The sequence below is a fragment of the Geobacillus sp. DSP4a genome (assembly GCF_013096875.1).
GTDB classification, from domain to species: Bacteria; Bacillota; Bacilli; order Bacillales; family Anoxybacillaceae; genus Geobacillus; species Geobacillus thermophilus.
The window spans coordinates 56,911-77,316 of record NZ_SDLD01000009.1; the positions used below are offsets into that span (position 1 = coordinate 56,911).

Below are 20,406 nucleotides of genomic sequence, written 5' to 3' on the forward strand. Positions count from 1 at the left end.
GCTCTTTACGGGAGTTCGTTATATTGGCGAAAAAATTGCCCGATCTGCCAAGCAAGCTGGCGCCGCTTTTCCGGCAGCTGGTAGACGATGCGCACCCGGTGGTTGGTTGTTTTCATCCATTGTTCGTACTTCCGGCTATGCAATGCGGACGGGTATTCGCTCACGCCGGCGAGCTGCCAAATCATCACCGGGACATCGTGCGGGCTAAGGAAAAGAGACGGGACACCCTCCGGCACTTCCTCTTCCTTCAATCCGTAAGCGAGGGCGATTTCTTTTACCATCCGCCGATACACGAATGGGTGGCCCCGCTCGTGTTCAAGCTGGGCGCGCACATCAAGGCAAGGGTTGAGCATGGCGACGGCGCGGATTTGCCTCGGCATGACGCCAAGCAACTGCAGGGCGACGAGCGCGCCCATTCCTTCGGCGACGATATAGATGCGTCGGTTGACGATCTCGCTTTTCAATACCGAGTAGATGAGTTGGCGCGCCAGCCGGACCGCCTTCGGGCTTCCCCAATGCCGGCCGTACAAATGAGATGAAAACACCGTGTACCCTTGTTCAAGCCACTCGTCCAGCCACTGGCGCCGTCTCGGATGCTCGAGCCAAAAACTCGTCTGTTCATTCACGAAATGGTCGCCATCGCCCATTAAAAAAAGGGCAAACCCGTTTGGGCGCTCCGGCACGTGAACGATGCACCATTGTTCATCGAGTTGGAAAAACCGTCGTTGTCCTGCCATCGTTTCCATTCACCCTTGTTTGACGATACATAATTGTACAGTATACGATATGCGCGGCCAAAAAAAACGTCCGGGTATATGCCTACGCGACAAATTGTGATAAGATAAGAAAAGGAATGACGAGAAGATGGGAGGAACAAAGATGCGCTTGTTTTGGACGTTTTTTTGGACGTTTTTGCTTGTGCAAATGGCGACGTACGTCATGGGCTCGATGCAAGGGATCGGCTACAACTTCACAACCGGCGCCTTGCTCGGCGTGATCGTGACCGTTTTAGTCCTTGTCGTCGCCGCTTTGATTCCGGACGAGCCGGCTGGGGATCATCGCCATTGATCATTCTCCTCATAAGACAACGCCTTGGGTTGAAAGTCCCAAGGCGTTGTTTTTGTCATCGAGAAGCCCCATTCCAACACGTATATAGGCGTAAGTCGAGGAGGGATTCCATCTTGATGGGTGTAGGTTGGTGTTTTCTGCAGCCGGCCACGTGCCCCACAATGCTCAATGGGATGGGCTTTATGGGGGCATAAAAACGTTTGACGCTGCCAGCAAGAAGCGCGTCTCTTCCCCCGGCTATCCCCCGCCTCTTCGACTCGTTTCACGCTGACGGGCGAATGACAAGCCGGCCGTTTTCGGCATCGACCGTGACGGTGCTGTAATCTTTCACCCGCCCAGCGATCAGCTCTTTCGCAAGCGGCGTTTCGATCTGCTTTTGCATAAACCGCTTTAAGGGGCGGGCGCCGTAGACCGGATCGAAGCCCGCTTCGGCGATGTATTGCTTCGCCGCTTCGGTCAGCACGAGTTCGATATGCCGATCGGCCAAACGGGCCGACAGCTCGCGGGCGAACTTTTCGATGATGCCTTTCACCTCATTCATCGACAATGGCTTAAATAAGACGATATCGTCGATCCGGTTTAAAAATTCTGGGCGGAAATGGGCGCGCAATTGGTCAAACACTTGGCTGCGCGTCTGTTCATCGATGTCGCCGTCTTTGTGTTCCAATAACAGCGGCGAGCCGATGTTCGATGTCATAATGACGACTGTGTTTTTAAAATCGACCGTCCGCCCGTGCGAGTCGGTGAGCCGTCCGTCATCGAGCAGCTGCAGCAGGATGTTGAACACGTCCGGATGAGCTTTTTCGATTTCATCGAACAATAGAACGGAATACGGCTTGCGCCGCACTGCCTCGGTCAGCTGGCCGCCTTCCTCATAGCCGACATAGCCGGGCGGCGCCCCGATCAAACGGGAGACAGCATGTTTTTCCATGTATTCGGACATATCGAGGCGAATGAGCTGCTCCTCGCTGTCAAACAGCGCCTCGGCCAGCGCTTTGGCCAGCTCCGTTTTGCCGACGCCGGTCGGTCCAAGGAACAAAAACGAGCCGATCGGACGGTTCGGGTCTTTCATCCCGGCCCGCGCCCGCAAGATGGCGTCGGCGACGAGCTCCACCGCTTCGTCTTGGCCGATGACTCGCTTATGGAGCCATTCATGAAGCCGCAGCAGCTTTTCCCGCTCCCCTTCGACAAGGCGGGTGAGCGGAATGCCTGTCCAGCGCGACACGATTTCGGCAATCTCTTCTTCCGTCACTTCCTCGCGCAGCAATTTTCCTTCCCGTTGCTCGCTGATTTCTTGCTCGAGCTGCCTGAGCTGCTTCTCAAGCTGCGGGATCCGTCCATGACGCAGCTCGGCCGCCCTGTTTAAATCGTAGTCGTTTTCCGCGTCCTCGAGCTCACGCTTCGCCCGCTCAAGTTCCTCGCGCACGCGGCGGACACGGTCAAGCGCCTCTTTCTCTTGTTGCCATTGCGCTTTCATGGCATTCGCTTTTTCGCGCAAGTCAGCGAGTTCTTTTTGCAATGCCGCCAGCCGCTCGCGGCTCGCTTCATCCGTCTCTTTGCTTAACGCCGCCTCTTCAATTTCCAGCTGCATGACGCGGCGCATCACTTCATCAAGCTCCGACGGCATTGATTCCATTTCCGTCCGGATCGTTGCGCACGCCTCATCAACGAGATCGATCGCTTTGTCAGGCAAAAAGCGATCCGAGATGTAGCGGTCGGACAACACCGCGGCCGCGACGAGCGCCCGGTCGTGAATTTTCACGCCATGGTGCACTTCGTATCGCTCTTTCAATCCGCGCAAGATCGAAATCGTATCCTCGACGGTCGGCTCTTGGACGAGCACTTGCTGGAAGCGGCGTTCGAGCGCTGGGTCTTTTTCGATGTATTGTCGGTACTCATCAAGCGTCGTCGCCCCGATGCAGCGCAGCTCGCCGCGGGCGAGCATTGGCTTTAACATATTGCCGGCGTCGATCGCCCCTTCGGCCCGGCCGGCGCCAACGATCGTGTGCAGCTCGTCGATAAACAAGATGATGCGGCCCTCGCTTTTTTTAATTTCGTTCAATACAGCCCTCAGCCGCTCTTCAAACTCACCGCGAAACTTCGCTCCGGCGACGAGCGCGCTCATGTCAAGAGCGAAAATCGTTTTGTCTTTCAACCCGTCCGGGACGTCTTTGCGCACGATGCGCTGGGCGAGCCCCTCGACAATAGCGGTCTTCCCAACGCCCGGCTCACCGATCAGCACCGGGTTGTTTTTCGTCTTCCGCGACAAAATGCGGATGACGCGGCGAATTTCGCTGTCGCGGCCGATGACCGGGTCGATTTTTCCCGCCTTCGCCTCGGCGACAAGATCGCGCCCGTATTTGGCCAACGCTTCATAGGTTGCTTCCGGATGTGGACTCGTCACGCGTTGATTCCCCCTTACCTTTCTCACGGCTTCTACCAGTGCTTCCTCTGTCAAGCCAAACGATGCCAGTTGCCGGGCAACCGGCTCGGCGCCATGAGACAGCGCGAGCAGCACATGTTCGACCGATATGTACTCATCTTGCATTCGCTTCGCTTCGTTTTCCGCCTCCTCAAGCAGCCGCGCCAAGGCAGGCGCAACGTACATCTGTCCCTCTCCCGCTCCGTGCACTTCCGGCTTTTGGCGAAGCCGGTCTTGCAGCCAGCGGATCGCCTGAGCGCGGTCGGCGCCGCAAAGGGCAAACAGCCGCGGCGCCAAGCCATCTTCTTGCTCGAGGAGCGCCAGCAGAAGATGTTCGACATCAAGCTGTTGATGATGCCGCTCTTTGGCGATCGACTGCGCCGCCATAAGCGCCTCTTGCAGTTTTTCCGTCAAACGGCTTGCGTCCATGCCGTCCCCTCCATTTGACCTTCTTTGACCATAAATCATTATAGCGGATCGCAAAGCGCACGGCAAATGAAAAGCCACTCCATGCTTGGAATGGCTTTTGTTCTGCTTCACGGTTTGCGCAAATACGTCCAATGCCGGTTATGGTTCGACGTTTCTGGAAACGTATCGCCGGCTTTCAGTTTCAGCTTTTTCGGGTGCTTTACATTGTCTCCCGTTTCGCCGATTTCAATATACACGCCGTTGTTCGGCGCTTTATCGCCTGGTTTGAAATGGCGCGGTTGGCCCATTTGTTTCATCCCCCTTGCTTCGATTGCATTTGTTATCATGCCCGGTTTCATCGCTGTTCATAAGAAGGAAAATGATGGAAGATCGCAAACGGAACGCCAAGCTGTTCACAACGAAAAGGAGCTCTCCCCTCGAAATCCTTTTCAAAGTGAAAAAGGAACTCCCGAAACGGGAATTCCCCCTTTGCTATAAAACGGACAACAAAATCGCTTTTTGCGCATGAAGCCGGTTGCCGGCCTGCTCAAAGACGACCGAGTTCGGACCGTCCATGACGCCGGCCGTCACTTCTTCGCCGCGATGGGCCGGCAGACAATGCAAAAAGAGATAATCCGGTTTTGCCGCTTTGACGAGCTCTTCGTTGACTTGATACGGCTGAAACACTTGTAGCCGCTCAGCACTTTCGCTTTCTTGGCCCATGCTCGTCCAGACATCCGTATAAATCGCATCCGCCCCCGCCACCGCCACAAGCGGGTCGTGCGTCACCACAACGGTTGCCCCGGTTTTCTCGCCGATCTGGCGCGCTGCCTCGACATATTCTTTCCTTGGCTCATAGCCCGGCGGACAGGCGATGGCGACATCCATGCCGACTTTCGCCGCGGCCACAAGCAAGGCGTTGGCGACGTTGTTCCCGTCGCCGACATAGGCGAGCTTGACGCCTTGGAACGTTTTCTTCACTTCATAAATCGTCAGCAAATCCGCCAACGCCTGGCACGGATGATCGTCGTCCGTCAGGCCGTTGATGACCGGAACGGACGCATATTCGGCCAACTCCTCGACTTTTTGATGGGCAAATGTGCGAATCATAATGACATCGACGTATTGCGACAAGACGCGGGCCGTATCGGCGATCGTTTCGCCGCGGCCAAGCTGCAAATCGTTTCCGTTTAAATACATCGCCTGGCCGCCAAGCTGAATCATGCCGACTTCAAACGACACGCGCGTGCGCGTTGACGGCTTTTCAAAAATCATCGCCATTGTTTTCCCGGAAAGCGGCGTATACGATACACCGGCTTTTTGTTTCGCTTTTAAATCAGCTGCTAACGCCAGCAAGTCCAAAATTTCTTCTGTCGAGAAATCAAGAAGCGTTAAAAAATCTCTCCCTTTTAATGACATCACTGCATTCATGCGATCACCGCCTGTTCTGCCTGTTTTTTCTTTTCCAACCAGCCATGGATCGGCTGCACATCAAGATGATCGACATCGAGCGCCTGCAAGAAGAGCTTCAATGTCTCACGTTCCGTGAAGACGAGCAATTGTCGGGACAACGCAGTCATTCGTTTGTTCGCTTCGCCTTCCTCTTTGCCCAAGTCGATCACTGCAAGCGCCGTGTCGCGCTTCACCCAATCGGAAAACGGGACATCAGCGACGATGGTCAGCTGTTTCGCCGTCATCTCTGCCTCCAGCTCGGCATCGATGTTGCCAATGACATAGACCTCGTTCGCGTTCGCTTTCTTTTGCAAATACGGATAAAACGCTTTATACGCCGCTTCCTCCTTCGTTGCGGCGATGCTGATGCCTTCGCCGGTCGATTTCATCTCTGGCCCAACCACCGGGTCAACCCCCGGCAGCTTATGGGTCGAAAAGACCGGATACTTTAACACGGCGTACGGCATGACCGCCAAGCCGCGCGCTTTTTCGTCCACGATGTCGACAAGCGATTTCCCAAGCAATAATTTTGTCGCAATTTGCGCCAGCGGCACGCCGGTCGTTTTGCTGACGATCGGCACCGTCCGGCTCGCGCGCGGGTTCACTTCCAGAACATATACATTGCCGTCCGCAATGACATATTGAATGTTCATAATTCCTTTAAAGCCGAGTTTTTTCGCAATCCGGACCGCATAGTCGATGATTTTCGCTTTTTCTTCGTCTGTGAGCGTCTGCGCCGGCAGCCAAGCATAGCTGTCACCGGAGTGGACGCCGGCTTTTTCGACGTGTTCAATGATGACCGGCAACACGATGTCTGTTCCATCCGTCACGATGTCCGCTTCTGCCTCTTTCCCGTCCAAATACGCATCAATCAAAATCGGATAGGTCAACTCGCCTTGCTCGATCAAAGCAGCGAGCTGCGCCTCGCTATGGACGATAAACATGCCGCGGCCCCCGATGACATACGACGGACGAAGCAGCACCGGGCAGCCGATCTCAGCCGCTTTGGCGGCGAGCTCCTCGGCATTGTTCGCCACCAAGCCCGGTACGTGCGGGATGTCAAGCTCCTCAAGCAACTGGTAAAAACGATCGCGGTCCTCGAGCTGGTCAATCATATCGTACGTGACGCCAAGCAGCGGCACGCCGGCTTCTTCGAGTCCTTTGACCAAATTGATCGCCGTCTGACCGCCAAATTGAACGATGACATGCTTGATTTGTTCCGCTTCGATAACATCGAGGACGCTCTCAAGCGTCAGCGGTTCAAAGTACAGACGGTCGGCGACGGCAAAGTCGGTGCTCACCGTTTCCGGATTGTTGTTGATCATCACCGTTTCATAGCCCTCTTTTTGCAAGGCGAACACGCTATGAACGGAGCTGTAGTCAAACTCAATGCCTTGGCCGATGCGGATCGGTCCGGCTCCAATGATCAGCACTTTCTCTTTGCCGCTCGGTTGTTTTCGCTCGTCTTCGCCGAAATAAGTCGAGTAGTAATAATCCGTTTCTGAATGAAATTCGGCCGCGCACGTGTCGACCATTTTGTATGACGGCACGATGCCAAGTTCCTTCCGCTTGTTGCGCACGTCAAGCTCCGTCACGCCCCACGTTTCAGCTAAAAAGGCGTCGCTACATCCTTTTTCTTTCAAGAAACGGAACGTTTGCTCCTCAATCGTGTCCAACGTTGCAGCCGCTGCCCGTTTTTCAAGGGCGACAAGCCGCTCGAACGAGCAAAGGAAAAAGCGGTCGATTTTCGTCCATTTGTGAATGGCTTCAACCGCCACCCCGCGGCGGAGCAGTTCCAAAATCGCGAAAAAGCGGCGGTCGTCTTTGTCGACAAGCAGCTGTTTCAGCTCATCATTCGTTTTCACCGAAAGCTCCGGCAACAACAGTCCGTTGTTTTTGCCTTCGAGCGACTGCACCGCTTTTTGAAACGCCCGCTCCATGTTACGGTCGATCGCCATCACTTCCCCGGTCGCCTTCATTTGCGTGCCGAGCTTCCGATCCGCGTGCGGAAACTTGTCAAACGGCAAGCGCGGAAACTTGACGACGACATAATCCAAGGCCGGTTCAAAGCTGGCGTACGTCGTTTTCGTCACCGGGTTGACGAGTTCCGCAAGCGTATAGCCGACCGCCAGCTTCGCCGCAATGCGGGCGATCGGGTAGCCGGTCGCCTTGGACGCCAGCGCTGACGAGCGGCTGACGCGCGGGTTGACTTCGATTAAGTAATATTGTTTGCTGTTCGGGTCAAGGGCGAACTGAATGTTGCAGCCGCCAATGATCCCTAATGCGGAAATGATCTTCACCGCCGACGAACGGAGCATTTGGTACTCCTCATCGGTCAACGTCTGCGACGGTGCAACGACGATCGAATCTCCTGTATGAATGCCGACCGGATCGACGTTTTCCATATTGCAAACGGTAATGCACGTATTCGATTGGTCGCGCATCACTTCATATTCAATTTCCTTAAATCCGGCGACGCTCCGTTCGATCAAACATTGATGAATCGGGCTTTCGTTCAATCCTTTTTCTACGAGCGCGAGAAACTGCTCCATGTTTTCGGCAATGCCGCCGCCCGCCCCGCCGAGCGTATACGCAGGACGAATAATGATCGGAAAACCGATTTGTTCGGCGAACGCGACCGCTTCCTCGACGCTTGTAACAATTTCGCTTTCCGGCACCGGTTCGCCAAGCTCGTGCATCAACGCGCGGAACGCTTCGCGGTCCTCCCCGCGCTTAATCGCTTCAATCGGTGTTCCGAGCAGTCTCACCCCATACTTTTCAAGCACGCCGGCTTCATGCAGCTGAAACGCCAAATTGAGCCCTGTCTGGCCCCCGAATGTGGCGAGCAGCCCGTCCGGGCGTTCTTTGGCAATGATCGCTTCGACCGCCTCAACGGTGAGCGGTTCAAAATACACGGCATCGGCATGGACATCATCGGTCATGATCGTCGCCGGATTGTTGTTCACTAAAATGACGCGGTATCCTTCTTCCTTTAAGGCGATGCACGCCTGCGTGCCGGAATAATCAAACTCAGCAGCCTGGCCGATGACGATCGGCCCCGACCCGATCAGGAGAATCGATTGAAGCGAAGAATCTTTAGGCATAGACGTTCTCTCCCTTGAACACGGTTTGCAAAAATTCGTCGAAAATATAGCCGGTATCGTGCGGCCCCGGATGCGCCTCCGGATGGTATTGCACGGACAAAATCGGTTTATGGCGATGGACGATGCCCTCGACCGAACCGTCGTTGACGTTGATGAAACGAATGTCAAACGGTTTGCCCACCAAACTGCCTTCTTTGACGACATAACTATGGTTTTGCGATGTCATCATCACGTTTTGTTTCACCGCGTCCCACACCGGCTGATTGGCGCCGCGGTGCCCGAAGCGGAGTTTTTCCGTATCCGCTCCGTACGCTAAGGCGACAAGCTGATGGCCAAGGCAGATCGCAAGCGTCGGATACCGGTCGATCAGCTGACGGATAGCGGGAAGCTGATGGCGTAACTGTTTCGGATCGCCCGGGCCGTTCGAGAGGACAAGCCCGTCCGGTTTCAGCGCGTCAATCGCTTCCGGCGCCGTATCATGCGGCACGACCGTCACCCGGCAGCCGCGTGCAAGGAGCGACTGCAAAATCGACTTTTTATAGCCGAAATCGATGAGCACCAAATGCGGGCCGCCTTCGCCGTATGTTTCGATCGTTTTCGTTGACACCGCGCGCACGGGAAATACTGCTTCCTCGCCTCCAATGGCTGAAATCGGCGACAAACTTAATTCCGCCATCATCGTCCCAGCGGTGCGGATTTCTTTCACAAGGGCGCGCGTGTCCACATGCGTGAGAAGCGGAATGTTCCAATGCTGCAAGTATTCTGCCAAGCTGTATTTCGCCCCGTAATGAAATCCTGTGCCGCTCGCTTCGTAGACGACGACCGCTTCGACGTGCGGCCGCTTGCTTTCAAAATCGTCTTCATTAATGCCATAATTGCCGATCAGCGGGTACGTAAAAACGATGATTTGGTTTTTATACGACGGGTCGGTCAACACTTCTTGATAACCGGTCATGCCGGTGAAAAAAACGATCTCCCCGCTCACCTTTTCTTCAAGCGGAGCGGCGAGCTCCCCGCTGAACGTTTTTCCGCTCGCCACATGCAAATACGCTTTCATTGGCGCCACCTCATCGTTTGAGTTTTTATAACCGTTCAGGAATTTTTATGCATGAACAGGAATAAAAATTAAGCCGTCGGCCGTCCGTTTACAAGACGGCTGAGGCGTTGGCGTTGTTCAACACGTTTGTCAAAATGTCCACCGCTTCATCGATTTCCGCTTTCGTCACGACAAGCGGCGGCAACAGGCGGATCACGTTCGGCCCCGCCGAAAGGACGAGCAAGCCGTTTTCGTGAATCAATGGCAACAGCGGTGCGACGTCCGTTTGGCACTCGATTCCGACCAGCAGCCCGAGCCCGCGCACGTCCTTGACGATGTCAAGCAAAGCGAGCGCGTCATGGAGGCGTGCAAGCAAATAGCGGCCTTTCTCCTGCACATCTTGCAAAAACGCCGGATCAAACACCACTTCTAACGTCGCCTTGGCGGCGGCCATCGCGATCGGGTTGCCGCCAAACGTCGACCCGTGCACCCCAGGTCCAAACGATTCTTTCAAAAACGCTTTACCGATCATCGCCCCAACCGGAATGCCGCTGCCAAGCCCTTTCGCTGCGGTGATGATGTCCGGCTCCACATCAAAGTGCTGGTACGCAAACGGCTTTCCGGTCCGGCCGATGCCGGTTTGCACTTCGTCGATGATCAAAAGCGCTCCGTGCTGTTGACACAGCTCCGACGCTGTCTGCAAAAACGCCGGGTTAACCGGGCGGACGCCGCCTTCCCCTTGGACGACCTCAAGCATCACCGCGGCCACTTCTTCGCTCATCGCCTGCTTGAGCGCGTCGACATCATTCAGCGGCAAGTGAATGAATTCCGGAAGCAGCGGACCAAAACCGCTATGCACTTTCTCCTGCCCGGTCGCCGCCATCGTCGCAAACGTCCGGCCGTGAAACGACTGGCGGAACGTAATGACTTTGTGTCTCCCGGTATGTTTGCGCGCCAGCTTCAGCGCCGCCTCGTTCGCTTCCGCCCCGCTGTTGCAGAAAAAAACATAATCGCCGGCGCTGTGGGCGACAAGCAAGGAGGCGACCTCTTCTTGAATCGGGATCGTAAACAAGTTCGATACGTGCCAATATTGATTCAGCTGCTTTTCAATCGCCTTTTGGACGTGCGGATGGCGATGGCCGAGATTGCAGACGGCAATGCCGGAGACAAAGTCGAGATATTGTTTTCCATTCACATCGGTCACAACCGTCCCTTCCGCGGCTTGGACGGCGATCTTCCAACGGTTGTATGTCGGAAACAGCGCGCTCATAAATATACCCCCACTTCTTTGCGAATCGTTGTGCCGTGCCATGTTCCGTTCTGGTAAAACGTCGTTTTGCCGCTGACGATCATCACCTCGGGCAGCGCATCGGACAAGGCGGAGAGCGCTGCTTTCACTTTCGGAATCATCCCGCCAGTAATGACGCCGTCTTCGATCAGTCGTTCAATCGTTTCCGCCGTCGCGTCGGCCACGAGCGCGCCGTCTCGCAAAATGCCGGGCACGTTCGTCACAAACGCGAGCTGGCTGGCGCCGATGGCGGCCGCGACCGCCCCAGCCGCCGTGTCGGCGTTAATGTTGTATGTTTGCCCGTTTTGATCGATGCCAAGCGGCGAAACGACCGGAATGTAGCCCGCCTCAAGCAGCGTGCGCAAAAGACGGGAGCGAACCGTTTTCACACGGCCGACATAGCCAAGTTTAGCAAGGTCAATCGGTTCAGCTTCGAGCAGCCCCCCGTCCACGCCGGAAACGCCGACCGCCGGCAAACCGTGCTGCCTGAGCATCGCGACAAGCTGTTTGTTCACTTTGCCGGAGAGCACCATTTCCACAACCGCGAGCACGTCTTTCGTCGTCTTCCGCAAGCCGTTGACAAACTCGCTCGGCACGCGAAGCGTTTTGAGCATCTGTCCGATTTCCGGCCCGCCGCCGTGGACGATGACGACATCCATCCCTTGTTTTCGCATTGCGTTCACGCTGGCAAAAAAGGCGGGAGACAGCTCATCAAGCACGCTGCCGCCGCATTTGATGACGACCGTTTTCCCCATCGTTCTCTCTCCTTACGTCCGATAGCTGGCGTTAATTTTCACATAATCGTATGTCAAATCGCAGCCCCACGCAACGCCGACACCATCGCCTATATGCAAATCGACCTCAATGACGACCGTCTCTTGTTGCAAATACGCCGCCGCTTCTTCTTCCGAGAACGGCTGCGGCTCGCTTCCTTTCAGCATCACCATCGGCCCGATGGCGACATCGACGTTGTCCGGGTTCACTTCGGCATCCGAATAGCCGATCGCGCCGATGATCCGCCCCCAGTTGGCGTCCGCGCCGTAAACGGCCGTTTTCACTAAGTTGGAGCCGACGATTTGCTTGGCGATTTTTTTCGCTTCCTCATCCGTTTTCGCGCCGCGCACGCGCACTTCAATGAGCTTCGTCGCCCCCTCGCCGTCTTTGGCGATTTGCTTCGCCAAATCTTCGCACGTTTTCCGCAGCGCCTCGTAAAAGTGTTCCCAGTCCGGATGATCCGGCGTCAACTCATCATTTCCAGCAAGACCGCTTGCCATCACGACGACCATATCATTTGTCGACGTATCGCCGTCGACCGTAATTTGGTTAAACGAAACGTCCGTAATCGACCGCAGCGCCGCGTGCAGCACCGGCGACGAAACATTGGCATCCGTCGTGATGAATGCGAGCATCGTCGCCATGTTCGGATGGATCATCCCCGACCCTTTCGCCGCTCCGCCGACGGTGACCGTTTTCCCGTCGATCGTTGTTTGGTAACAAGCGCGCTTCATCACCGTATCGGTCGTTAAAATCGCCGTTTGAAACGCCTCCGCATCCGCCATCGTCACCCCTGGAACAAGCTGTTTGATGCCGGCGCGAATTTTTTCCATCGGCAAATATTCCCCGATCACGCCCGTTGAAGCGACGGCCACATGGTGCAGCGCCAGGCCAAACTGTTTCGCGCACAACTCACGCATTTCATAAGCGTCCTTGAGCCCTTGCGCACCGGTGCAGGCGTTCGCGCACGCGCTGTTGACGATGACCGCCTGCAATTTTTGTTCTACAGCGAGGCTCGCCTGCGTCACTTTGAGCGGCGCCGCCTGAAAATGGCTTTGCGTATACACCGCCGCCGCCGAAGCGGGCACGTCGCATAGAATAACCCCTAAATCGTTTTTCGAATAGCGCAGCCCGGCATTCACCCCGGCCGCTTGAAATCCTTTCGGCGTCACCACTGTTCCATCGACGACCGCCGTTACTTGCGCCGTTTGTTTCGTTGCTGTCATTGTTCGTTCCCCTTCCCTCACGGATAGATCGGCAAGGATCGGAGGCCCTCCGCCTCATCCCAACCCATCATCAAGTTGAAGTTTTGCACCGCCTGCCCGGCAGCGCCTTTCATCAAGTTGTCGATCACCGACACGACCGTCACCCGTCCCGTCCGCTCATCGTAGGCGAGGCCGATGTCGCAATAATTTGATCCGTACACTTCTTTCGTCGCTGGAAATTGCCCGACCTTGCGAACACGGACAAACGACGAACCTTCATAACTTGTTTTATATAAATCTACCAAATCGTTTGGCGAAATCGATTGTTTCGCCTTCGCATAGATCGTCGCCATAATGCCCCGTGTCATCGGAATCAAATGAGTGCTGAACGTAATTGGCTCCATCGCTTCATTCCACGTCTGCAGCGTTTGTTCAATTTCCGGAATGTGCTGGTGGGCGTTCACTTTATAAATTTTCACGTTTTCGTTCACTTCGGAAAAATGCGTCCCAAGCCCTGCTTTCCGCCCCGCGCCCGATACGCCGGACTTGGCGTCAACGATGATCGAATCTTCCTGAATCAATCCTTCTTTGACAAGCGGCGCCAAGCCAAGCAGCGTCGCTGTCGGATAGCAGCCCGGGTTGGATAGGAGCACGGCCTCGCGCACCGCCTCCCGATTCCACTCGGTCAGCCCGTACACCGCCTTTTGCAAATATTCCGCCGGCGCCGCCTCGCGCCCATACCATTGTGCGTACACCGCGCCGTCTTTCAACCGGAAATCGCCCGATAAATCGATCACTTTCACTCCCCGATCCACGAGCGCCGGCGCCCACTCCCCCGACACCCCGGGCGGCGTGGCGAAAAAGACCGCATCGTAACGGGAAAGCGCCTCGATTTCAAGTTTATGCAACACCGCACCATCGACCGCGCCGACGTGCGGGAAACTTTCCGATAAATGAATTCCATCCTGCGACGACGAGAACACGTCGCACTGGCTCACGTGCGGATGCCCGTATAGCAAGCGGAACAACTCCGCACCGCTGTACCCCGTCGCCCCGATAATGGCTACGTTCATCATGTTCCCCCTCACCCGTATGCCTCATGTAGTTCTCATTATAATACTGTATAAAAATAAAATCAAATGTATATTTAATAATTTTCAAGGATTTTTTTCTTGCCCCTCCCTCCGTCTATGGGAAACGAATACCGATTTGTCCCCGCATCCAAGGTGCATCCTTGACTCCATCGCCCTCATGTTCTCGGGATGCAAAGACTTTCACAAACGATTCCACCGATGTTCAACAAGTTTTCAATCTTTCCACTATCCTTATATTGACTTCCCTCTTTTTTCCTGTACACTTTTATATAGCGATACATTTTACGTAAGGTTGTGATCGGATGAACGAGATGGAATCTCGTGAATGGCAGAAGTGGCTTACATCGCTTGGGCGCGATCTTCGCCTTGAGAAGGGAATGTACTTGTTTCAAGAAGGGGAAAAAGCAGACGATATTTACTATATCCAATCGGGGAAAATCCAAATCAGCAAAATGGACATGGACGGACAGGAGCTCGCGCTGCGCATTTGCAGCGAAGGCGATTTGATCGGCGAGCTGACACTGTTTTGTCCTGGGGCCCGCTACATGCTGACGGCGAAAGTGCTGGAAGACGGCGTCGTTTCCGCCATTAAGCGCGAGACGCTCGAACAAGAACTTGCCAACAATCCGACGCTGGCGATCGAGTGGATGAAATGGATGAGCCTCCATTTCCGCAAAACGCAGACGAAATTCCGCGACTTGATTTTACACGGCAAAAAAGGAGCGCTCTATTCAACGCTCATCCGTTTGTGCAACAGCTACGGCGTCATGAAAGAAGACGGCATTTTGATCGACGTGCCGCTGACGAACCAAGAGCTCGCCAACTTTTGCGGCGCCGCCCGTGAAGTCGTCAACCGCATGCTCGGCGATTTACGGAAAAAAGGCGTCATCTCCGTGCAAAAAGGCAAAATCCGCGTCCACGACCTGCAATACTTGCGCGACGAAATCGCCTGCGAAGGCTGCCCGCCCGAGCTGTGCAGCATTGACTGACGGGCGGGTGCGGCAAAAAAGGAGCTGACCGAAAAGAGCGGTAATGTTCCTATTTAGGGCGACATGGAAAAACAGGCCACCACGAAAAACCCGGTAAAACCAAGGGTTTCAGAGGTGGTCTCTTTCACATACTTCGGTTAAATTTCACCAAAAAGGGGGCTTTTGAGTCAGCCCCCATAGCCATCAAGTGAAGCCTTGGAGCGAGTAGCTCCAAGGCTTCACTTTTCATCTTTGGAGGCTGTGACCGTGAGAATATATAAAGATAGGCATGCCAAATACACCTTCCCTATAGAAGGTTTTTTTCATGGTATATGAGGCGGGAATTTCTTATGACACCGGCATGATGACCAAACTCTCGATAATGTCTAAAGCGCTCTTTTTTGTATAACGCCTTGATTTTTTTCCGTGTTGAGCGATGATGTCACACAGTTTTAAAAGGAGTTGGACAACTAACGCCTCAGAACACCATAAGGCTTGAAAGAAATCCATACCGAACTCCTTGATCATACTCATCGCCTTATATTCGCTCAATTCCTTTTTCTGTTTTCGATAGAGCCATTCCCGCATTTTAAACATGACAGTGGAGCTGATCAATAAGGCAATCAACGTTCCATACAGGTGGCACTGAAAGCGAGCCCCTTTCATCGGTTTGAATCGATGAATGTGAAACAGGGATTTCCATGTCTTAAATACCACTTCAATTTGCCAGCGAAGAGAATACAGCGTATGAATTTCGTGCAAAGAGGTATAAATCGCTGGAATATTGGTGATATATACATATATTGAGTGGGGGCGTCGCGTCACGTACGCGGCCCCTTTTCGTTTCGCCTTCTGTTTCCATTGCCCTTCCTTCTGTCGCTCCTGTTCTTCGGTCAGCCGATACACAATGAGCCGCGGTTGATGAACTTTCTTTCCACTGACATACGCATGTTCCAGTTCCATGGTTTCTCCGGGTTGTAACACCGCAAGGAAATCCTCTGGTTCCCATTTTCGAAATCGGTCTCCTTCTTTTTGGTAAATCCCTACATTGTGTTTGAGCCGGGAAATATAAAAGGCTCCGGCGTCATGAATGGCTTGCAATCCCTCAAGCGAAAAATAGCCTAAGTCTTTCAAACAAAGGTCTCCCTCTTGGATGGTCGATAGAAGGGACGCTCCGTAGGCGGCGTCGTGATGACGGGCATCTTCGACATCCGCATGGAGAAACTTCCCTTCTAGCCATTCATATTCTAGCTGAATTTTCACCCCAGGCCCCGTACATCCCTCGTAAATCCCCCGGATTTCAGGAGGCAGTTGAAACGACGTGGAATCGAGAATGCGAATCCGGCGAAACAGCGAATGTCTTTGACATAAGTGACGGGCTTCCTGAGTCTGATGAATGAGCAGTTTTTCAAACACCGCTTTGAGGAAACTCACCGCTTTTTCATTAAACCGTTGATTGAGCCCTTCCGCACTCAGAAAGGTGTTTTGCTTGAGAGCTAGAGCACTGCAAAGCTGCACCAATGATTTTTGACCGCCTCCTTCCTGGAGAAATGTGCAAAGTGCCACAAAATCATGGGCGCGTAATTTCCCCTTTCGTTGAATAAATTGATGATCTCGGGCCATATGTTCAAGTTCTTCGCACGATAACACGCTTCTTAATCCGTCTAAAAAACAATGCCATTCTTCTCGGAGAGATAAGGACGTCTTCAAAAAAACCACCCTTTCTAAGACATTATGAGGTCTTCAAAAGGATGGTCAAATCAGGCATATATTTATTCCTGTTTTCTTAACTTGATGGCTATGGAGTCAGCCCCTTTTGCCCTTTTCGGAGCAATCATTCACACCGCACCTTACTTCACCATATCCCGACCCATCCAACTCAGACGGCCATCGTCTCCAGTGAACTACCCACCACCTACGCTTCGCTGAGAGGTGGGGGCTTCAAGCGACTTGTGTGCGTTCGCCGAACGGTAAGCCACAGACAAGAACCCTTTACGCTTCCCTTCGTTCGGAAGGTGTCCGTTCTAACCATATTCTATCCTATTCGTTGGCTAACGCCAACCGACATTCATCTCCCACCTACTCACTGAGTTACACCCTTCGCGTTCCTTGCGGTGGGAGACTTCTTTCGAAAAGATGTTAAAAAAGATAACAAAAAATGCGCAAATACAGACCTCTCATTATCCTGCAGGCAAATACGATGTTTACTGATGATGATTGTTAAGAAAAGAAAACAAGCCCACAAACAAAAAAATCCCCCCCAGCGTTTTATAAATGCTTATATATTCTTTTAACATTTGCAAATATTCTTGAGAATCCACAGATCCCCCCATGGATCGAACCCAGGATGAAGCAGAACGACTCCCTAATTCAGGACTATTTAACATCAACCACAATCCGATGAGAGAAAGAACGAGTGAAACAAACTTCATTTTGTTTGGGCTTTTTAAAATATTCATTTTGCATCCTCCTTTCTCTGGAATGTTTTGGTCCAAATCAGAGAATACCCTACCTTTTTTTCTTTTGGTCTAGCAAAATGCTTTACACAAAATTTTATACATCATCAAAACAAATGTACACAAATGATATCCTAACAATAATTCATAAAAAATCTTACATATTTGTGAAATGTTTCACATATTAATTGACTTTTCATTTTTACAATGGTATTGTAAGAATGTAAGGCCTATTCACGAAATTCTAAAAAATATGGGGGGGCTTAATATGGCAAGAATTTTGATTTCACCGAACAAATATATTCAAGGGAAAGGTGAACTAATTAATATTCACAAACATATTGGTCATTTAGGAAGTTCCTTTTTATTTATTGCTGATGAGTTTGTTCAAAAAATTACAAAAGCGACCATTGAAGAAAGCTTCTCAAATAGCAACAGCACCATTACCTTTGCAACTTTTCGAGGAGAATGTTCAAAACAGGAAATTAATCGACTCAAAAACATCGTTATTGAAAACAAGATTGATGTTGTTGTTGGGGTCGGAGGCGGAAAAACTTTAGATACCGTTAAAGCATTGGGTTACTATACGAATCTGCCGACTGTAGTCGTTCCTACAATTGCTTCTACAGACGCACCATGTAGTGCATTATCTGTCATTTATACAGAGGATGGTGTATTTGAGGAGTATCTTGTCCTCCCTAAAAACCCTGACATCGTATTGGTTGATACACAAATTGTAGCAAATGCACCTGCCAGACTCCTTGCAGCTGGAATTGGGGATGCTTTAGCTACATATGTTGAAGCCAGAGCATGTTACGAAGCAAATGCAATTCCAATGGCTGGAGGAAATATAACGAAATCAGCGATCGGACTAGCTGAGTTATGTCAAAAAATCCTCTTTGAAGAAGGAGTTAGTGCATATCTCGCAGTTCAAAGAAAAACCGTTACAAAGGCTGTTGAAAATGTTGTGGAAGCCAATACGTATTTAAGTGGGATCGGTTTTGAAAGCGGTGGGCTCGCAGCTGCTCATGCGATTCATAACGGCTTCACTGTTTTAGAGGACGTTCACCATCTATATCATGGAGAAAAAGTGGCCTTTGGTACACTTTCCCAATTAGTGCTTGAAAACCGCCCTATGGAAGAAATTGAAAAAATGGTTCGTTTAAATATTGAACTAGGTCTTCCTGTAACTCTTGAACAAATGGGAGTTAAAGAAGATGTTGAGGCCAAAATACGAAAAGTTGCTGAAGCGGCCTGTGCTGAAAATGAAACTATTCACAACATGCCGTTTAAAGTAACGCCAGATGATGTTTATGCCGCCATTTTAGCAGCAGACAGCATTGGAAAACGATTTGTTAAATGAGTGGAAAACTAATCGATCTCACAGTAAAACAAAAATCTATTTTCACCCGTGGTGCTAGTTGAGCTTTAGCGCTCAACTAGCACCACGGGTAACATAACATAAAACATCCATGAGTAAGCTTTTACTCGCCACCCAAGCATGAAAATAACCGCTCATGGATTCATTATTTTCACAGAAAAAAAGACTTAAAGCAGAGAAAATGCAAGAAAAATTTTGAATCGGTCGATAGAGTTTTGAATATGGTTTTTGTTTATCGTTTCTTTTGAAAAACTCATAAAATGGGGAGGATGAACTGCGTGGAAAAAACGCTTATCCAGCCCGATGATACATTAATGCTGTGGGGAATTATTGTCGTATGGGCATCCGTAAGCATTTATTTAGAACAAAAATATAACTGGGCGGCGAAAATATCAGGAGCGATTATTGCGCTCATTGGTGCCGTTATTTTATCCAACACAGGCATTATCCCAACCGAATCAGCTGTTTATGACGCTGTTTGGGCGTTTATCGTGCCGCTGGCTATTCCGTTGCTGCTGTTTCACATCAACATCCAAAAAATTTGGAGAGAAAGCGGAAGATTGCTAGTCATTTTTCTATTAAGTTCGATTGGCACGGTAGCTGGCACCATTACTGCTTTCTTTTTGCTAAAAGATCATATCCCTTATCTTGATAAAATTAGTGCGATGATGAGCGCTTCGTATATTGGCGGGGGCGTCAATTTTGCGGCGATGGCGGCGAAATTCGAAACGCCGGGAGAAATGGTGTCTGCAAGCGTTGTAGCGGATAATTTAACAATGGCATGCTATTTTATTATTTTGATGATTATACCAGCCTTATCTTTTTTCCGACGTCATTTTTCCACACCGCATGTGCGGAAAGTGGAAAGCGGAAACGGCTTGGAAGATGGAAAAACGCTAGCGGAAAGCTTTTGGAAACGAAAGGAAATTTCATTAAAGGATATCGCGCTTTCAGTCGGCACCGCTTTCTTGCTCGTTATGGTTTCGTTTAAGTTAGCGGCATTCTTAGATCAAGCGATTCCATCAGGCGAACACGCGCCTATTTTTCTTAATATTTTGAATGGTTTGTTTGGAGATAAATATTTGTTATTAACAACGATGACGTTTTTTGCACTTGCGTTATTTCCTAACTATTTCGAGCGCATTCACGGCAGCCAAGAAATCGGAACGTACTTGATTTATTTATTTTTTGTCGTTATCGGCATTCCCGCTTCGATTCCGCTTATTATCAAGCAGGCTCCGTTATTATTCGTATTTGTGGCCATTATTGCGCTCATGAACTTGCTTATTTCGCTGATTGCGGGAAAACTGTTGAAATATGATTTAGAAGAAATTTTACTCGCAAGCAACGCCAATGTAGGTGGACCAACGACAGCGGCGGCCATGGCGATTGCGAAAGGGTGGAAAGACTTAATTGGTCCGATTCTCGTTGTCGGAACGCTCGGCTATATTATTGGAAATTACGTGGGCACTGCCATTGGCGTTTGGTTTTCCACTTTCTTATCATGACTGCCGGCAGTGCTCCGCCTCTATTAAAAGGCGGTAACTATTCACCCCAGTGCTAGTGTATAAAAAAGCCCAGCACAAATAGGGCATTTCGGTCATAGAAAATGCCCTAGGTAGTGGAAAGAACTCGATCGATCGTTTCGCCTGCCAACAGAAGACATAACGAATCCCACACGTTTTTTTCGTGTTTCGTCAGTGTGGAAACGATGCTTCTTGCGATGCAAAACGACTGCGCGAATGTTTCT

The 20,406-nt window shown here is 51.6% G+C and carries 16 protein-coding genes; 4 read left to right on the plus strand and 12 right to left on the minus strand.

Annotated features, from left to right (window positions below; all coding sequences use genetic code 11):
* Nucleotides 1-5: 5 nt before the first annotated feature.
* Nucleotides 6-746: an alpha/beta hydrolase gene (locus ETC02_RS05105; protein ID WP_047817922.1), complete on the minus strand. Its 741-nt coding sequence runs from the start codon at nucleotides 744-746 to the stop codon at nucleotides 6-8.
* 133 nt (nucleotides 747-879) lie between these two features.
* Here ETC02_RS05105 and ETC02_RS05110 point away from each other — a divergent pair, with 133 nt between their 5' ends.
* On the plus strand, nucleotides 880-1,068 hold the full coding sequence (locus tag ETC02_RS05110) for a YjzD family protein (protein ID WP_033009318.1): 189 nt from the start codon (nucleotides 880-882) through the stop codon (nucleotides 1,066-1,068).
* Nucleotides 1,069-1,330: 262 nt separating this feature from the next.
* Here ETC02_RS05110 and clpB read toward each other — a convergent pair whose 3' ends face one another.
* From clpB to argC, 9 genes are all read right to left on the minus strand, one after another.
* The gene (gene clpB, locus ETC02_RS05115) at nucleotides 1,331-3,919 is read right to left on the minus strand and encodes an ATP-dependent chaperone ClpB (RefSeq protein WP_050368359.1); all 2,589 of its coding nucleotides are present in this window, start codon (nucleotides 3,917-3,919) and stop codon (nucleotides 1,331-1,333) included.
* Between the two features lie 107 nt (nucleotides 3,920-4,026).
* Nucleotides 4,027-4,206, minus strand: coding sequence for a YjzC family protein (locus ETC02_RS05120; RefSeq protein WP_011230299.1), 180 nt, complete (start codon nucleotides 4,204-4,206; stop codon nucleotides 4,027-4,029).
* A gap of 184 nt (nucleotides 4,207-4,390) precedes the next feature.
* The gene (gene argF, locus ETC02_RS05125; RefSeq protein ID WP_171698102.1) at nucleotides 4,391-5,329 is read right to left on the minus strand and encodes an ornithine carbamoyltransferase; all 939 of its coding nucleotides are present in this window, start codon (nucleotides 5,327-5,329) and stop codon (nucleotides 4,391-4,393) included.
* The gene (locus ETC02_RS05130; protein ID WP_171698103.1) at nucleotides 5,326-8,454 is read right to left on the minus strand and encodes a carbamoyl-phosphate synthase (glutamine-hydrolyzing) large subunit; all 3,129 of its coding nucleotides are present in this window, start codon (nucleotides 8,452-8,454) and stop codon (nucleotides 5,326-5,328) included. Before ETC02_RS05130 ends, argF begins: the two co-directional genes overlap by 4 nt.
* A complete protein-coding gene (locus ETC02_RS05135) occupies nucleotides 8,447-9,511 on the minus strand; it encodes a carbamoyl phosphate synthase small subunit (protein WP_171698104.1) in 1,065 nt (354 codons plus the stop codon). Before ETC02_RS05135 ends, ETC02_RS05130 begins: the two co-directional genes overlap by 8 nt.
* An 88-nt stretch (nucleotides 9,512-9,599) precedes the next feature.
* Nucleotides 9,600-10,760: an acetylornithine transaminase gene (locus tag ETC02_RS05140; RefSeq protein ID WP_171698105.1), complete on the minus strand. Its 1,161-nt coding sequence runs from the start codon at nucleotides 10,758-10,760 to the stop codon at nucleotides 9,600-9,602.
* Nucleotides 10,757-11,533, minus strand: a complete 777-nt coding sequence (gene argB, locus ETC02_RS05145; protein WP_171698106.1) for an acetylglutamate kinase — start codon at nucleotides 11,531-11,533, stop codon at nucleotides 10,757-10,759. Before argB ends, ETC02_RS05140 begins: the two co-directional genes overlap by 4 nt.
* 12 nt (nucleotides 11,534-11,545) lie before the next feature.
* On the minus strand, nucleotides 11,546-12,778 hold the full coding sequence (argJ, locus tag ETC02_RS05150; RefSeq protein ID WP_171698107.1) for a bifunctional ornithine acetyltransferase/N-acetylglutamate synthase: 1,233 nt from the start codon (nucleotides 12,776-12,778) through the stop codon (nucleotides 11,546-11,548).
* Between the two features lie 17 nt (nucleotides 12,779-12,795).
* Nucleotides 12,796-13,830, minus strand: coding sequence for an N-acetyl-gamma-glutamyl-phosphate reductase (gene argC / locus ETC02_RS05155; protein WP_171698108.1), 1,035 nt, complete (start codon nucleotides 13,828-13,830; stop codon nucleotides 12,796-12,798).
* A 323-nt stretch (nucleotides 13,831-14,153) separates the two neighbouring features.
* On the opposite strand from argC, the gene ETC02_RS05160 reads away from it, so the two are divergent.
* Nucleotides 14,154-14,840: a Crp/Fnr family transcriptional regulator gene (locus tag ETC02_RS05160; protein WP_171698109.1), complete on the plus strand. Its 687-nt coding sequence runs from the start codon at nucleotides 14,154-14,156 to the stop codon at nucleotides 14,838-14,840.
* A gap of 327 nt (nucleotides 14,841-15,167) precedes the next feature.
* Here ETC02_RS05160 and ETC02_RS05165 read toward each other — a convergent pair whose 3' ends face one another.
* Both ETC02_RS05165 and ETC02_RS05170 read right to left on the minus strand, forming a co-directional pair.
* Nucleotides 15,168-16,529, minus strand: coding sequence for an IS4 family transposase (locus ETC02_RS05165; RefSeq protein ID WP_033011274.1), 1,362 nt, complete (start codon nucleotides 16,527-16,529; stop codon nucleotides 15,168-15,170).
* A 494-nt stretch (nucleotides 16,530-17,023) separates the two neighbouring features.
* A complete protein-coding gene (locus tag ETC02_RS05170; protein ID WP_171698110.1) occupies nucleotides 17,024-17,278 on the minus strand; it encodes a hypothetical protein in 255 nt (84 codons plus the stop codon).
* Nucleotides 17,279-17,543: 265 nt separating this feature from the next.
* Between ETC02_RS05170 and ETC02_RS05175 the strand changes: the two genes are divergently transcribed.
* Both ETC02_RS05175 and ETC02_RS05180 read left to right on the plus strand, forming a co-directional pair.
* On the plus strand, nucleotides 17,544-18,638 hold the full coding sequence (locus tag ETC02_RS05175) for a glycerol dehydrogenase (RefSeq protein WP_049625510.1): 1,095 nt from the start codon (nucleotides 17,544-17,546) through the stop codon (nucleotides 18,636-18,638).
* 296 nt (nucleotides 18,639-18,934) lie between these two features.
* On the plus strand, nucleotides 18,935-20,164 hold the full coding sequence (locus ETC02_RS05180; protein ID WP_100659279.1) for a DUF819 family protein: 1,230 nt from the start codon (nucleotides 18,935-18,937) through the stop codon (nucleotides 20,162-20,164).
* Nucleotides 20,165-20,406: the final 242 nt, after the last annotated feature.